The organism is Sulfurovum sp. UBA12169 (assembly GCA_002742845.1).
Lineage (GTDB): Bacteria > Campylobacterota > Campylobacteria > Campylobacterales > Sulfurovaceae > Sulfurovum.
On the sequence record DLUH01000005.1, the window covers coordinates 377961 to 394699 of the forward strand.

Annotated in this window: 13 protein-coding genes and 1 tRNA gene; 6 read left to right on the forward strand and 8 right to left on the reverse strand. The window is 36.5% G+C overall.

What is annotated here, in order from left to right:
* Positions 1–49: 49 nt before the first annotated feature.
* The 4 genes from recJ to CFH81_06865 all read right to left on the reverse strand — a co-directional run bounded on the left by recJ (position 50) and on the right by CFH81_06865 (position 5853).
* Positions 50–1627, reverse strand: coding sequence for a single-stranded-DNA-specific exonuclease RecJ (recJ, locus tag CFH81_06850; protein ID DAB39933.1), 1578 nt, complete (start codon positions 1625–1627; stop codon positions 50–52).
* Complete coding sequence (locus CFH81_06855; protein DAB39934.1) at positions 1628–3259, reverse strand: CTP synthetase; 1632 nt, start codon at positions 3257–3259, stop codon at positions 1628–1630.
* A gap of 18 nt (positions 3260–3277) precedes the next feature.
* Complete coding sequence (locus tag CFH81_06860; protein DAB39935.1) at positions 3278–4345, reverse strand: DNA polymerase III subunit beta; 1068 nt, start codon at positions 4343–4345, stop codon at positions 3278–3280.
* A gap of 173 nt (positions 4346–4518) precedes the next feature.
* Positions 4519–5853: a chromosomal replication initiator protein DnaA gene (locus tag CFH81_06865; GenBank protein DAB39936.1), complete on the reverse strand. Its 1335-nt coding sequence runs from the start codon at positions 5851–5853 to the stop codon at positions 4519–4521.
* A gap of 144 nt (positions 5854–5997) precedes the next feature.
* On the opposite strand from CFH81_06865, the gene CFH81_06870 reads away from it, so the two are divergent.
* On the forward strand, positions 5998–6486 hold the full coding sequence (locus CFH81_06870; protein DAB39937.1) for a crossover junction endodeoxyribonuclease RuvC: 489 nt from the start codon (positions 5998–6000) through the stop codon (positions 6484–6486).
* On the opposite strand, the gene CFH81_06875 is transcribed toward CFH81_06870, so the two are convergent.
* Positions 6478–8277, reverse strand: a complete 1800-nt coding sequence (locus CFH81_06875; GenBank protein DAB39938.1) for a murein L,D-transpeptidase — start codon at positions 8275–8277, stop codon at positions 6478–6480. The genes CFH81_06870 and CFH81_06875 overlap by 9 nt on opposite strands.
* Positions 8231–8851 carry a thymidylate synthase (FAD) gene (locus tag CFH81_06880; GenBank protein ID DAB39939.1) on the reverse strand — a complete coding sequence of 207 codons (621 nt, stop codon included), beginning with the start codon at positions 8849–8851 and terminating at the stop codon, positions 8231–8233. Before CFH81_06880 ends, CFH81_06875 begins: the two co-directional genes overlap by 47 nt.
* Before the next feature lie 62 nt (positions 8852–8913).
* Here CFH81_06880 and CFH81_06885 point away from each other — a divergent pair, with 62 nt between their 5' ends.
* On the forward strand, positions 8914–10017 hold the full coding sequence (locus tag CFH81_06885) for a deoxyguanosinetriphosphate triphosphohydrolase (GenBank protein ID DAB39940.1): 1104 nt from the start codon (positions 8914–8916) through the stop codon (positions 10015–10017).
* A gap of 213 nt (positions 10018–10230) precedes the next feature.
* Positions 10231–12048: a translational GTPase TypA gene (gene typA, locus CFH81_06890; GenBank protein ID DAB39941.1), complete on the forward strand. Its 1818-nt coding sequence runs from the start codon at positions 10231–10233 to the stop codon at positions 12046–12048.
* A 74-nt stretch (positions 12049–12122) separates the two neighbouring features.
* Here the strand turns inward: typA and CFH81_06895 are convergent, their stop codons facing one another.
* Positions 12123–13352 (reverse strand): aminoacetone oxidase family FAD-binding enzyme, encoded by a 1230-nt coding sequence (locus CFH81_06895; protein ID DAB40449.1) that lies wholly within the window; start codon positions 13350–13352, stop codon positions 12123–12125.
* A gap of 319 nt (positions 13353–13671) precedes the next feature.
* Here CFH81_06895 and CFH81_06900 point away from each other — a divergent pair, with 319 nt between their 5' ends.
* Positions 13672–13881 carry a hypothetical protein gene (locus tag CFH81_06900; protein ID DAB39942.1) on the forward strand — a complete coding sequence of 70 codons (210 nt, stop codon included), beginning with the start codon at positions 13672–13674 and terminating at the stop codon, positions 13879–13881.
* 111 nt (positions 13882–13992) lie between these two features.
* Complete coding sequence (locus tag CFH81_06905) at positions 13993–14988, forward strand: phosphoribosylformylglycinamidine cyclo-ligase (protein ID DAB39943.1); 996 nt, start codon at positions 13993–13995, stop codon at positions 14986–14988.
* Between the two features lie 77 nt (positions 14989–15065).
* Here CFH81_06905 and CFH81_06910 read toward each other — a convergent pair whose 3' ends face one another.
* Positions 15066–16511: an alanine glycine permease gene (locus tag CFH81_06910; protein ID DAB39944.1), complete on the reverse strand. Its 1446-nt coding sequence runs from the start codon at positions 16509–16511 to the stop codon at positions 15066–15068.
* Positions 16512–16661: 150 nt separating this feature from the next.
* On the opposite strand from CFH81_06910, the gene CFH81_06915 reads away from it, so the two are divergent.
* Positions 16662–16738: transfer RNA gene (locus CFH81_06915), tRNA-Pro, on the forward strand.
* The last annotated feature ends 1 nt before the right edge of the window (position 16739 follow it).

Here is a 16739-nt window from a genome sequence, read left to right on the forward strand (position 1 = left end):
TAGTTAAACTTATATTTAAATTAATAAAAAATAAATTAATTTGTTTTTGTTATATAATTTTATCAATCATAAGCTGCAATGTAATTTTACCTCTAAAGTGATTCTCATTAACTGTATAGACGAACTGTATTTTTTGGCCTACTTTAAAAATTGCTTTGCTTTTAAACCAAACGGCTTGCAACACTATATTGTCTTGTTTCAATAAAAAACGTAAATGTTCACCTTCCTTGCCCATATTCTGTATTTGAAGAATTTCTACATCATTTGTTATAAATTTAGGTACAGGATTACCAAAACCATAAGGTTCATATCTTTTTATTAATGCTGTAAGCTCAAAATTTATTTGAGAAAATGAAAGTTCTCCCATAATTTGAGAATCAGATATTTCTTGATTATAATCCCTTGATCTATATTTTTTTTGTATTTGGGATTTAAACCATTCTAGTTTTTCTTTTTGCAAAGTGAGCCCTATAGCGGCCTGATGTCCTCCAAATTTATCAAGATGTTCCCTGCAACTGTTTACAATGCCAAATAAATCACATTCACCAAAACTCCTTCCGCTTCCTTTAAGTACTCCTTTGGAATTTTCACTTAATATAATGGAAGGTTTTTGGCATATTTGTGCTATTCTGGCGGCAACTATACCCACAACCCCCTCATGCCATTCTTGACCCACTGCAATAATTACATCATCCTCACTATTTACTTGCAGTAAAGCTTGATGTGTCAATGTTTGTTCCGTTGTTTTCCGATGAGAATTAAATGCAATAAGCCTTTCAAGTTTTACGTTTGCATCATGAATGTCAGTAGAACTCAAAAAATCTACAGCATAAGAAGCATCCTCCATCCTTCCGGCACTATTGAGCAAAGGCGCTAAAAAAAAGGCAATATCTTCACTGGTTAATACCTTTTTTTGATAATGTTCTAAAAAAGCCCTGATGGCCGGTTTAGTACTTACACAAAGTGATTTAATACCTACTTGAACCATTACTCTATTGATATGTTGCAAAGGCATCATATCTGCAATAATTGCAATAGATACCAATTCCATGTAAGAAATCATATTAATTTTTATGTTTAATGTATTTTTTAAAGAGGCAATAAGATACCAAGCAATCTGTGCTCCACACACATCAGCATAAGGAAAACTGCATTCTTCCTGTTTTTGATTGATAATAGCATACGCTTCAGGAATTTCAGGTGCAAGCAGATGATGGTCAGTAATAATAAGCTCTATCCCTTCTTCTTTGCAAAGTTTTGCTGCATAAACCGCTGAAATACCGTTATCAACCGTTATTGCTAAATCTGTTCCCTTGATTTGGGATACAATATTAACCGAAAGTCCATACCCGTCTTTAAAGCGGTTAGGAATGACCCACTCTACAGGATATTTAATTTCTTCAAAAAAAAGTCTCATTAATGTTGTAGAGATTACACCATCAACATCATAATCACCAATAATTGTAATTTTTTCTTTGTTTTGTATGGCATGAATGATACGCTGGGTTGCCTTTTGCATATCTTTAAATGTATCAGGCAAAGGAAGATCGCGCAAAGAGAGAAATCCCTCTTTAAATCGCAATTTTAAGAGTTTTTCTAACGCTTCATGCGTTAAAACAGGATACATCTATTTTGATTGCTTTATCGCCGCATTGACAAATGCCAAAATAGACGGGTTTGGATTTTGCAATCTTGAAGTAAATTCAGGATGAAACTGAACTCCCAAGAACCATGGATGATCTTTAACTTCAACTGCCTCAATCAATCCATCTGATTCACCTGTAATTTCCATTCCGTGAGTTTCCAAAGCTTCTCTATATTTAGGATTTGCTTCGTAACGATGTCTATGTCTTTCATAAATCACATTGGAACTGTAAGCTTCTCTCAATTTAGATCCCTCTTTGGTTTGACATTCATACTCTCCAAGCCTTAATGTACCGCCCATTGGAGATTTTGTTGTTCTTACCTGTTTTGCACCGTTTGCATCGATAAATTCATCAATAAGATAAACCATCGGATTTTTTGTATTTGGATTAAATTCTACAGAGTTTGCATCTTTTAATCCTAGTACATTTCGCCCAAACTCAATTAAAGAAAGCTGCATGCCAAGACAAATACCTAAAAAAGGTATCTTTTTCTCCCTGGCATACTGAATGGCTTTAATTTTACCTTCAACACCTCGCTCGCCAAATCCACCCGCGACCAATATACCCTCACAATCTTGCAAGAATTTTTGTGCGCCCTCTTCTTCTATTTTTTCGCTGTCCACCCATTTGATATTGACTCTATGATCAAGATGCGCCCCTGCATGAATCAATGCTTCTGTTAAGGATTTATAAGACTCTTTAAGATCCAGATATTTGCCAACAAATGCTATCTTAACTTCATCGCTCGGCATAATGATCTTATTGACCAGAGAACTCCATTCTTCCATTTTAGGTTGACAATTTTCCAACTCTAACTGTTTGCAAATCGGTGTCAAAATATCCTGTGCTAAAAAACTTAAAGGTACTTGATAAATAGTAGCTTCATCAATCGCATCAATGACAGAGTCTTCATCTACATCACAACTAAAAGCAATTTTTCTTTTAAGTTCGTTAGGTACAGGTTGTTCTGCTCTAAGTACTAGCATATGCGGTGCGATACCTATACGTCTGAGTTCCTGAACAGAATGCTGTGTAGGTTTAGTTTTTAGTTCACCTGCAACTTTAATATAGGGCAAAAGTGTCACATGCACGTTCATGACTTGCGATTTACCTAATTCATGTTTCATTTGCCGAATGGTTTCTAGAAACGGTAACCCTTCTATATCACCGGTTGTTCCGCCAAGTTCAACAATAAGAATATCTTTGCCGTTTCCTGCTTTTTCAATACGCTCTTTAATCTCATTCACAATATGAGGTACCACTTGGATCGTTTTTCCGAGATATTTGCCTTTTCTTTCATTCTGAATAACTGTTTTATAGATTTGGCCTGTTGTAAAATTGTTATTTCGTGTTAAAGAAGTATCTAAAAATCGTTCGTAGTGCCCAAGATCCAAATCTGTTTCTGCACCGTCTTTGGTTACAAAGACTTCTCCGTGTTCAAGCGGTGACATGGTTCCAGGATCGACATTGATATAAGGATCAAGCTTCAAAACACCCACTCTTAATCCCGTATGTTTTAGTAAAGTACCAATACTTGCCGCTGTAATTCCTTTACCTAAAGAACTCAATACGCCGCCTGTAACAAAAATATATTTTGTTCTTTTTTCACTCATTTCATATTTCCTTTAAGTTTATGCAACAATCGGCATAATGATTGTTATAAAATGATCATTTTTCACCACAAACGGCAAATTAGGTTCATTAAGTTCCATCAAAAACTCGTTTTTATCAATTTGAGAAATAAAATCTAAGATATATTTACTATTGAAACTGATTTCAAATTTTTCAGACAAGCCTGTTTGGATCTCTATTTCAGTTTTTGCTTCAACGTTATCTGCACTTAAAGAATTAAAAATAATAACATCCGAAAGAAGTGTCATTTTAATCTCTTGCGAAATTGTTGTGATCATTTTGATGGCATCAGTCATCTCTTTTTTAGGTAAACAGATTGAATGTTTTATACTCGAGGGAATAATCCTTTGATAATCCGGAAATTTACCATTAATCAGTCTTGTGAAGAAAAAATAATTTTCATTGGTGATGATTAAATTGGTTTCATCAAAAAAGATATCAATTTGGTCAAGAAAAAGCTTTTGTATTTCTAAAATAGCTTTCTTAGGAACAATCAATGAAAGTTCTTGTGTATTAGAACTTGGTATGGTTGCAATAGCCAATCTTCTAGTATCCGTTCCTACTAAGTCTGTTGCATTATTTTTTATATTAATAAGTGCACCGTTTAATTCAAATTTTGGATTATTTGTGTCAATGGCAGGAGATATTTTTTTGAGATTTTGAATAAGACTTAGAGAATCTAAAGAAATTTGAGGTTTATTTTCAATACTTGGAAAAGAAGGGTAAGCAGTCGGGTCAAAAGTCGGCAATTTAAATTTAGAATGTTTTTGTTTAATAATAAGAACATTATCCAATAATTCTAAAATAATTTCATCTTCTTTGAGGATACGTATGATGTCAAGCAATTTTTTACCATGGGCAGTACAGGATCCTTCATTTTCTACAGTAATATGATCGGTGGTTATTTTTAAACCAATTTCAGAATCTGTCGCTTTTATAATGCACTTACCATTTTCGGATGTAAATAATATATGAGATGTAATTTGGCTTGCATCCTTCTTTTCTAAAAAAGGTTGTAGATTGATAAGTATTGATTCTATAATTTGCTTTTGCACTCTTATCTTCATTGACTCTCCTTATTTTAATAATTTAGTAGGTAGTAGTAGCACCCTTTGAAAATGTGAAAAACTACTTTACAGCCCAAATTAGCGTCATTTGCTTATGTGATCAACTTTTGTTGAATATTCACATTCATTCACTTTTAAAATTATATCTTTTTTTTTATTCAAGTTTTCATTTATTAAATTTCTGATTTTTGTGTATCTGTATGTATTTTATTTGAGAGCTCTTCTAAAAGTACTTTAAAATTTTCGTCATTGTCTATAATTTCATTTATTTTTTTCATGGCGTGTGAGATGGCAGTATGGTCTTTCATACCAAAATATAAAGCAATTTGAGGCATAGAGTTTGGGGTAAGATTTCTTGCTAGATAAATAGCAGTACGTCTGGCATCAACAACATTCTTTGTTCTTTTTTTGGATTTTATATCCGATGGTTTAATATTGAGCTCTCTTGATACAATTTTAATAATATCATCAATGGTAACATTTTCTTTTTTTTCTTTTAGTTGATCTTTGATTGCATTTTGTGCAAAATCTAAAGTAATTTCTTGGTTTAGCATAGAGCTTAATGCATTAAGTTTTATGATGGTACCTTCTATTTCGCGGATATTATCACCCATGTTGGTTGCGATAAAGTTAATAATTTCATTGTTAAGTCTGATACCGTCCAGCTCACATTTTTTCTGTATGATCGCAATTTTTGTTTCAAGTCCAGGGGGCTGAATATCCGCCATTAACCCCCACTCAAAACGACTTTTTAGTCTATCTACTAAACCTGCGATTTTATTGGGTTGTCTATCAGAAGTGATGACGATTTGCTTATTGGCATTATAGAGTTCATTGAAAGTATGAAAAAACTCTTCTTGTGTTTGTTCTTTGCGGCTTAAAAATTGAATATCATCGATAAGTAAAAGGTCACATTCTCTATATTTATCTCTAAATCTATCCATAGTTTGGGAGCGCAAATGAGAAGTAAAAGAATTCATGAATTGTTCAAGCGTCGTATAAATAACTTTTTTACCTAGATTAATTTGATAGTTGCCGATAGCTTGAAGCAAATGTGTTTTTCCTAATCCGACTCCTCCATAGATAAAAAGCGGATTATATTGTTTTCCCGGTTTTTCTGCAACTGATTTTGCCGTAGTATAGGCAAATTGGTTAGAATCACCAACAATGAAACTTTCAAAAGTAAGTGATGGATTAAGATAGGTACTTTTAGAGGTATGTTTTTCACCACTTTGTTTAGTTATTGGCGCTGCTATGGTGTTTATTTGTTTGCCGACGGTGATCTTGATTTGTGGTTTTATCTCATTTTGAAGTTCAAAAAGGTGTGCCAGTTTTTCTGCATATTTTGTTTTAACCCATTTTGCTACAAGCATATTTGGGGCAGAAAAACAAACAATATTGCTTCGAGAGTGTTTGGTATCATAAACAAGATTTTTAATATACCGCTCGTATTCTATTTCACTAATCTCTTTTTTTAGTTCATAGACAACTTTTTGACCTATATTCATATAGCGACATTCCTTTTTGAGTGAATAAAATAAAGCAGTGAATACTTAATGTGAATAACTTTATGTATTTTAGCCAATTTAAGCTAAAATAGCGTTATTAAAGCAGTGTGAAATGAATAATTCACATTGTGAACAAAGGTGTGAATGAATATTTTAGGAATAGACCCCGGAAGCCGTAATTTAGGCTATTGTATACTTTATTGGGACGGAAAAACTTATTCACTGATTGAGGCAGGTTTACTTAAAATAAAAACTAAACTACTTCAAGAGCAAATTATAGAGCTTATGGAAGGTTTAGATGTAATTTTAAGGGCACATAAGATAGATGAAGTTGCTATCGAAGATATCTTTTTTGCCTTTAATCCTAAGACGGTTTTAAAATTAGCACAGTTTAGAGGAGCGCTTTCTTTAAGGATACTTCAGGAAGTGGGATATTTTTATGAATATACCCCATTGCAAGTAAAAAAAGCGGTTACAGGAAATGGTAAAGCCACTAAAGAGCAGGTTGCATTTATGGTTAAAAGACTCTTGAGAATAAATAAAGAAATAAAACCATTGGATATTACTGATGCGATGGCCATCGCATTAACTCATCTTCAACGGGTGAAGATGAGAAAAAAAGAGTTAGTTTGAAACCGTTTTGGCGTTTTTCTTGACAGAAATAAGTCTTTGTTTAGGCGCTTTAAAAGTAGCTTTTCTGTTTCCTTCAGCAGACTCTTCGATGATTTTATCATACATGTAGACATCATTTTTAAAATAAGCCAATCCATCTTCTTCATATACTGTAAAATATATCATGTGTACAGGTATAGGCTTGGACAGGATAATCGTTGTGGGTTGATTTGTTGCAAATATTGTGTTAATTTGACTTTCTGTATAGTGTCTTTGGGCATGTTGAAGTAATTTTTTTGTTAAATCAAAAGGTTTTTCAGCTCTCATACACCCTGAACTGTATACTTTATAGCGTCTTTGGAATAGTGATTTATTGTCTGTATCATGTAAATAGACATCATATTTATTAGGAAACATAAATTTTACGCGGCCAAGCGCATTAGTATCTCCTGGATATTGTACAAAACGATAGGGTACAGGTCGACTGCTTTTTTCATAAGGAGCCAGCTGCTGGGGTGTAATATCTATCTCTTTGTTGCCTGCAAATACATGAATATTATTTTCTTTAAGATAAGCAGGATTTTCTCTTAATACATGAATAAGATCTTTTTTGATAAGATTATCCGGAACAGTCCATGTGGGATTGAGAACCATAAATTTAATTTGATCTTCAAAGAGCGGAGTAGGTCTGTCTATTCTTCCCACTACAAGCCCCATTCTCATCAGCATTCTATTATTTTGATAGTATCTTAATTTAAAATCGGGGATATTTGCCTCTATATATTCCTCTTCAAAATGTCTAGGATAGAGTTTTGTTTTATCAAGATTAGTAATAATGCTTTGAATTTTTTCTGTTACAGGCAAGTTGAGATAATAGGTCATTACTTTATCAACTTTTCTATTTACTGCCAAATTATATCTTTTTTGAAAGGTAATTACAGCACGCTCAAGTGTTCTGTCAAATATTTTATCTATGGACGCCGATTTGGGATAATCGCCAGAAATTTGAAGACGTTTTTTTACCTGTTCGACGCGTGGAGATTTGTCGCCCAATTTTAAATCGGTGTTGCTGTATTCAACCTTCGGAAATGTATCCATCGCTTGGTATTTTTTCAGTAGCTTTATAAGTGTTTTATACCGTTTTTCCATAGGAATAAGTGAATTAAGGTATTGATAGATTTGATCGCCTACTATAGCTGAAAAGAGTTGATTTTGGCTAGGAAATCCTTTAGGGGCCATTTCCCAATGGGCTACAGTATCTTCACTTTTTTTCAAGCTGTATAGTTTTTTTTGTACCAGGTTCCAGTCTATGTCTCCCTGCACAATAAAACGAACCAAACGTACAAAAGAGTTAGTTAGCATAAGATCCAACCTGGCGTATACTGCTGCTTTTTTACCTGTACTTATTTGATTGTTATCCAGCTTGTAGAGAAGTTGTCCTATGGCATATTGATCAAAGGATTTATTTTTATAATTAAACATCGGATCTTTTAGCGCTCGAATAAGTTGACTCATCTTATATTGATCTTCAGGATTTATCCAAAAAGGTTTATAATTTGCACTTTCATAAAGGTTTTGCACAATGGTTTTATTTTGGCCTTTTAAGCGTGTCTGTAAACTTTTTTGGATATTGGTTGAAATAGTTTCAATTGAAAGCGTTTGGGCATTCAAGCAAACTTGTAAAAAAAACCATACCGCTATGATTTGTACTATACGCACATTTCTCTCCTCATAAATAATACGCGAATTATAATATGTATTTTGGTTATTTTTCTTTATACATACATTCTTCAAATAAATACTGATGCTCATTTGGCAATTTTTCATAAATCGCAAGCGCAAGCTCTCTTATTTCCCATAAAGCAGATTTATTGCTTCTAAGTGTTAAAAAGTTTTGTAGGCTTCTGGCATTGGCCGTCCAAGTGAGTTCGGTTTTATAACTTTCAGGCAAACAGTATTTGGCAATATCATTGCTTGTACCGCTTTTGAGAATAACTTGCAAGTTTTTTAGTGCTTTAATACTTGCAGCATCTACCTCCTTATTGCCTGTAAGCACGATAAATTTAGAAGCCTTCCCATATTCCTGTTCCCCAAACGGTTCGCACTCTTTAAGCTCTTTTAGGGTGTATCTCGTCGATTTGACACTCAAGCTTGCCATTCTGTGACGTGCTAACTCCTGCAATAATGCCCTGCTTATTCCCTCAATATAGAACGTATAAACAAGATGCTCCAAGGTAGAAGCGTGTTTGAATTTATTTCCTACTCTGTCTATCAAAGCCTTGTCTTTTTCCCCGCCCTCATCACTGTTATCAAAACTTTGCCAACAAGTCCTTATGGCATGAGCACATATATTAAGCGGCGTGTGGTGCAATAGAGTGATTTGCATGGAGATACCCTCATTCTTTTTGCTACAATTATAACAAAAGTTTTAGATACATAAGGATAAGCATGGAAGCCAGTGAGCGATTTTTTACTTTCGAAGAAGATTTTAGAGATCCTTATGCCAGAGATAGAGATAGGGTATTGCATTGCAGTTCATTTAGGCGGCTAGAGTATAAAACACAGGTTTTTTTAAATCATGAAGGGGATTACTTTCGTACACGTTTGACACATTCTCTTGAAGTGAGTCAAATCGCACGGACACTTTCGCGTAAACTTAATTTAAATGAAACCTTAGCCGAAGTGATTGCTCTTTCGCATGATTTGGGCCACACTCCTTTTGGTCATGTAGGGGGTGATGAATTAGACAAACTTCTCAAGGCAGACGGTAGACCTTTGGGATTTGAACATAATTTTCAATCATTTAGAGTATTAACCAAACTTGAGAAGCGCTATAAAAAATTTGATGGTCTCAATCTGACGTTTGCTACGCTAGAGGGAGTATTGAAACATTCCTATCCTTATAAAAAACCATTTTTAAAAACATTAGATGAACGATTTGCGTTAGATAAGCATCCTTCTCTTGAGGCAATGGTAGTAGACCATGCGGATGAAATAGCTTATACGAGCCACGATATAGATGATGGTATCAAATACGGACTTATCTCATTTGATGACCTTTTGAAGAATGGACTGTTTCAAAAGGTTGATGAGAAAATACAAAAGGAAGACGTAAAAAGAGATGAAAAACTTTATCGTCACCGTTTTGTTGCAGGATTGATCAAATTGTTGGTTGAAGATTTTATTCTCAATTCAAAAGAACAAGTAAAATATTTTCGTCAAGACATTCCTATTTGTGGAATTTTGGATGCAAAAGAACCGATCCCTGTCGGTTTTTCTTCTTATACAGCCAAAGAGCTTAAAAAACTCAAAAAATTACTTTTTACTTCGCTTTATAGGCATGAAAAAATTGTTCGAAAAATGCATGCCGGAAAACAATGCATTAAGGGGCTTTATAAGGCATTTAGCGAAGATGTTGATTTGATGGGGGGGCATCAAAAGGAATTACTTGGGGTGCGCGCCAAAGAGCGGGTTATTGCTGATTATATTGCTGCAATGACAGATCGTTATGCCGTAAAAACCTATCATGAACTTTATGGTTTATCGTTTTAAGGGACCTCTTAATAAAATTTATACATCTGATATTCTGATATATTGCATTTTGTAAAAATTTCTAAGTTTGTTTTAGTATTTTGCGGGTGCAATTTAAAACCGGCTCTCTTTTTTTAAATAGACCAATAAATTTTTAAAATCTTCTATATAGTAACTTTTAGATATAATTCGCGAAAAATCATGAGAAATTATATTCTCATTCTAGGATATTTTATGCAAAAAATAAAAAACATTGCTGTTATTGCACACGTTGACCACGGCAAAACAACTTTAGTAGATGAACTGCTTCAACAAAGCGGAACATTCGCTGCTCACCAAGAAATTCAAGAGAGAGCAATGGATAGTAATGCTATTGAAAAAGAAAGAGGAATTACCATTCTTTCTAAAAATACAGCAATTACTTACGGCGATCACAAAATCAACATTATAGATACTCCGGGCCATGCTGACTTTGGCGGAGAGGTTGAACGTGTATTGAAGATGGTAGATGGCGTTTTGTTGCTTGTTGATGCACAAGAAGGTGTTATGCCTCAGACAAAATTCGTTCTTAAAAAAGCGATTGAATTGGGGCTGATTCCTGTTGTGGTTATCAATAAAATCGACAAAGATGCCGCAGAACCTGACAGAGTAATGGATGAAGTATTTGACCTTCTTGTTGCTCTTGATGCAAACGAAGAGCAACTTGAATTCCCTGTACTTTATGCAGCCGCAAGAGATGGCTATGCCAAATGGAACATGGAAGATGAAAACAAAGACATGACGCCGCTCTTTGAGGCAATTTTAACACATGTGCCGTATCCGTCAGGCTCGGCAGACAATGATACGCAAGCACAAGTTTTTACACTTGATAATGATAACTTTGTGGGCCGTATCGGTATTACACGTATCTTCAACGGTAAAGTAAAAAAAGGTGATGAATATTTACTTGTCAAGGCTTCCGGAGAAAAAACAAAAAGCCGCGTAAGTAAATTGATCGGGTTCAAAGGACTTGAAAGGATTGATATTCAAGAAGCAGAAGCAGGAGATATTGTTGCAATTGCAGGATTTTCGGATATTGATGTAGGGGATAGTATTTGTGATCCTGTCAATCCTGTTCCCTTGGATCCAATGCATGTTGAAGAACCTACGCTTTCAGTTATCTTCTCGGTCAATGACGGTCCTTTGGCAGGAACGGAAGGAAAACACGTTACTTCTAATAAGATAAGAGAAAGACTTGCAAAAGAGATGGAGACCAATATTGCAATGCGTATGGAGCCATTAGGTGATGCATCTTTCAAGGTTTCCGGCCGTGGCGAGCTTCAGATCGGTATTTTGGCTGAAAATATGAGAAGAGAGGGCTTTGAGTTTCTTCTTGCAAGACCTGAGGTTGTTATCAAAGAAGAAAATGGTGTTAAGATGGAGCCGTTTGAACATCTTATTGTTGATGTGCCTTCAGAATTTCAAGGGGTTGCTATCGAAAAACTGGGTAAAAGAAAAGCAGAAATGACGTCGCTCATACCGATGCCTGACGGTACTGTAAGAATCGAATTTGAGATTCCTGCACGAGGACTCATAGGTTTTAGAAATGAATTTTTGACAGATACCAAAGGGGAAGGGATTATGAACCACTCCTATTTGGAATACAGACCGTATTCTGGCGTAGTAGAGAGCCGAACTCCTGGCGCACTTATCTCGATGGACAATGGTGAAGCTGTAGCTTTTTCCATTTTTAACCTTCAGGCAAGAGGGACGATGTTTATTAAGCCGCAAGATAAAGTATATGACGGTATGGTCATCGGCGAATCAGCAAGACCGGGAGACCTTGAAGTGAATCCACTCAAAGGAAAACAGCTTACAAACATGAGAACAAGCGGAGCTGATGATGCAATTAAATTGATTCCGCCAAGACCCATTACGCTTGAATCAGCAATGGAGTGGATTGAAGATGATGAACTTGTCGAGGTTACTCCTTTGAGTATTCGTATCCGCAAAAAACACCTTGATCCATCCATAAGAAGACGTATGGCAAGAGACAAAAAGAACGCACAGTAAATTTTACTCTGCTATTTTATTTCAACTGTAGGAATTCTCTCCTGCATTTGAAATCATAAATAAAGCGTTTATAGTTAAAATATATTAGTAGATTTTAATGCTTTTCCTGCCCGCATTGCGCTTACCCATGCAAAATGAAAATTAAATCCCCCTCTGTCTGCATCTACGTCGAGTATTTCACCCGCAAAATAGAGATTTTTGACCCGTTTTGACTCCATTGTCTGAGGATTGACCTCGGTTGTATCTATGCCCCCAACAGCAACCTCTGCACCCTTGAAACCTTTGGTATCGCTAATGGAGAGTCTGAGGTTTTTAAGTGCAAAGACCAATTTGCCTATCTCTTTACGGTCTAGTTCGTATTCGTATATGGCTTTGCATTTGGATTGCTCTAAAATAATAGGGATTAGTTTTTTATTCATGATTCCCTGCAGCCAAAGATTCAGTGGTTTTTGGCTTCCCTTGTGAATGCGCCCTAGAAGCAGGGCAGTCAATTTTTCTTTGTTGAGCTTTGGTATAAGATCTAAGATAAGTTCACAATGGGCGTGTTGGGCCAAATAAAGACTTGCTTCACGGCTAAGATCGAGTATCGCAAGCCCGCTGATACCATAAGCAGTAAAAAGCAGATCACCTTTTTTTTCTGTAATGTATTCTCTGTTGGCATAAAGTTTGGCTATTCCTTCACACTTAACTCCGCTGGCATGTTTTATCCAGCTTTCTTTGGAGCAGAGCTGTACAAGCGAGGGGAGATTGGGGATGATTGTGTGTCCCATTTGTTTAGCAAAATGCAGTCCGCTGTCATTTCCTCCCAATTGAGGTGCGGCCGGAGAACCGGAGGCAAGTAGCAATTTTTCACACTTATGTATTCCCTGTGTTGTTTCCAGTATGAAGATATTATTTTTTTTACAGACAGCATCCACTCTGCAGTTGTATATAAGATTTACGCCTGATTTTTTAGCTTCGTATTCAAGCAATTCTGCCACCGAACTAGCCTGAAGAGACATGGGAAACATTTTTCCTTCTTTCCCCTCTACCAATTCTAGTCCGATAGAGGTGAAAAATGTTTTAACGGTATCAAATCTATAATCCTGTAAAACCGCCTCAATAAAGCCTCGATGGCATGAATGAAAACGCTCAGACACGATATTTTTATTGGTGATATTGCATTTGCCGTTACCGCTGATCCGTATTTTTTTACCGATTTGACTATTTTGTTCGAGCAGGGTGATGCACATTCCGATCTTAGCTGCCATGATAGATGCGACAAGACCGCTTGCACCTCCCCCTACAATGATAAGATGAGGAATGGATTTATTATTCATGAGGTATTATAACTTTTTGATGTATAAAATAACAAAGGATCGATAGGTTCGCATTGGTAAAATTTGCAACATTTTCGGTTGATTAAACCTAAAGCAAAAGAGGTTATCGGTTTAGATTATAGGGATGTCTATAGAGAATTGCAGACAGATTGTGAACGTATCTATAGCGCGATTAAAATAGATTATTGAAGTGTTCCGATAGGATGTTTGGGCAAAAAGTAAATTCAGCAGAAGGAAAGCCGGGGCGGAAGTTAAACAGCTAAAACTTGCTATAATAATAAAAAATAGTGTAAGGGCTGAGGCGATGTGTGCTGAAAAGATACAACGTATAATACAAGCGGTTATTCTTGGTTTGGTGATGGGGTTGGCAGGAATGGGAATGCTAAAGACAGCATTTCTTTTGCAGTTTGCAATGATGGTTATGTTGCTTATAGCAGGCTTTACCGGATTTTGTCCAGGGCTGGCGATCCTTAAAAAGATTTTTCCTGCTTGCAAATGTGAAGAGAATAAATAATTTTTTAAAACAAAAGTTTTTTCACAGAGAGTTTGGGTAAAAAATAAAATAGGAGAATGAATTTTATTTTTCTCCAAAGAAGAAAAATATATAAAAAGGATGAGAAGCAATATGTCAAATATTTCATATAAAGATGCGGGAGTGGATATCGATGCGGGCAATGCATTTGTGGAAGCGATTAAGAGTGATGTAAAATCGACTTTTGATAGCAATGTGATCGGAGGGATTGGCTCTTTTGCGGGAGCATATGCGCTTCCTTCCGGTTATAAAGAGCCGGTGATTCTTTCTGCAACTGATGGAGTGGGGACAAAACTTAAGATTGCGATAGAAAGCGGAAGACTTCAAAGCGTAGGGATTGATCTTGTAGCAATGTGTGTCAATGACTTAATCTGCAATATGGGAACCCCAATGTTTTTTTTAGATTACTACGCTACAGGCAAACTTATTCCGCAAAATGCAAAAGATGTGGTTGCGGGTATCGCGGAAGGATGTCGCAGAGCTGAATGTGCTCTTGTGGGCGGAGAAACAGCTGAAATGCCCGGAATGTACAACGAAAATGATTTTGATCTTGCAGGATTTGCGGTTGGTATCGCAGAAAGAAGCGAGATGGATACGGTAAACAACGTAAGAGAAGGTCAAATTTTGATCGCGCTTCCAAGTTCAGGTGTACATTCCAATGGGTATTCGCTTGTCAGAAAACTTTTTTTTGATAAATTGGGTATGGATTTAGATACGGAATTTGAAGGCAGACCGCTTGTGGAAACACTCCTGGAGCCTACACGTATCTACGTCAAAGAGTTTAAAGCCAATAAAAAATATATTAAGGCGTTAGCGCATATTACGGGGGGAGGTATTGTAGAAAACCTTCCCAGAGTACTTCCCGAAGGCATAAAAGCAATTGTTAACAAAAATGCTATCCGCACACTTCCTATTTTTGATTTCATGGGCAAATATGTAGATGAAGAAGAGATGTATAGAGCATTTAATATGGGTGTAGGCATGATATGGGTTGTCGAAAAAGAAGATGTCAACAGTGTATTGGCAAATACTGACGGCTATGTGATCGGCCTATTGGCAGAGGGCCAAAAGTGTGTAGAGCTGGTCTGAAGGCAGCCCAACTATTCATCCCGTTCATTTGGCAGAGAATTTTCGAAATAACAGAACTTTTTATCTCAAAAATTCTGTTATTCCAATACTTCTTTGTCGAGTTCTCCCTGTTTCCATTTTGTCAGATAACTATCTAAGTTTGCTTTGACATCCCCTTGCAAAACATATAGACCAATCAAATTAGGCAATGCCATACCCAACATAAGCAAATCTGAAAATTCTAGCAGTGTAGAAGCACTGGCAACAGAGGCAATTATGATAAAAGAGATAAAGATAAGTTTGTAGCCCAAGGTGTATTTTTCTCCAAATAAATAAGTCCACGAACGCTCTCCGTAGTATGACCAAGAGATCATGGTACTAAATGCAAAAAGTACGATAATAAATGATAAGACGGCAGGAAACCAAGAGATTACTGTTCCGTATGCAGCCGCAGTAAGTGCAGCCCCTTGCTTGGTGGCTACCAGGTCGGCAAATGCGCCGCCTGGATCATATACTCCTGTTGTAACGATAACAAGTGCTGTCATTGTGCAGATAACAATCGTGTCTATGAAAGGCTCATAAAGTGCAACCATGCCTTGTCTTACGGGATATTTTACTGAAGCAGTTGAATGCACGATAGCCGCTGAGCCTATTCCCGCTTCGCTGGAAAATGCAGCCCGTTTAAATCCCTGTACAATCACCCCGATCAGTCCCCCGGCCGCAGCATCGGGAGCAAATGCTTCATAAAAAATAACAGAAACAGCATGGGGAACCGCAGAAGCATGATGAATCAATATCCATAGAGAGGTGATTAAATAAATTAACACCATCAGGGGGACAATAGCCTCAGCCGTGTGGGCTATGCGCCTAATACCACCAATGATTACAAAACCAACAACGGTTGCCATTATCAGTCCAAAGACAATAGGGTAGTGCTGGAAGAAAGGAATACGTTCACTTAGGGCACCCATTGCCTGGGAGGTTTGAAAGGCATTACCCGCACCCAATGAGGCACCGATGGCCAAAAATGCAAAGACGGCTGCAAGAATATTGCCTGTTTTGGCATAACCTTTGGACGCCAAACCCAAAGAGAGATATTGCATTGCGCCACCCATAATACGCCCATCAGGTCGTTTCTGCCGATAGATTTGTGCAAGCGTAACTTCGGTAAATTTGAGTGTCATGCCAAAAAATCCTGCAAGTATCATCCAGAAGGTAGCACCGGGTCCGCCTACGGAAATAGCAATAGCAACCCCGGCGATATTTCCCAACCCCACGGTCGCAGAAAGTGCGGTAGTGAGTGACTGAAAAGGAGTGATCTCTCCGATATCATCAGCTGTTTTGTATTTTCCTATGATGATTTTAAAAGCATGAATGAACATGCGAATATTGATAAATCCGAAACGAAAGGTAAGAAATACACCGCCCGCTATGAGCCATGCTACGATAAAAGGCATAGAAGCTCCTTCTGCTTTTCCAATAAAAATATCAAAAAAGAAAAATGAAGCCAAAAAACTATTGATTTGTTCAAATATACTATTCATTCACATGCACTCTCCCACTTTATAAATTATTATACACGGTAACGCTTAAAGCGGTTCTAAAGCGAATGAAATTAAATTTTTTATTTAATTTCATGTTACTATTGACAAATAATGCGCTTTTGATTATAATTGCATTCCTTTTTAAGGTAACGGAGTGTAGCGCAGTCTGGTAGCGCACCTGGTTTGGGACCAGGGGGTCGAAGGTTCGAGTCCTTTCACTCCGACCAT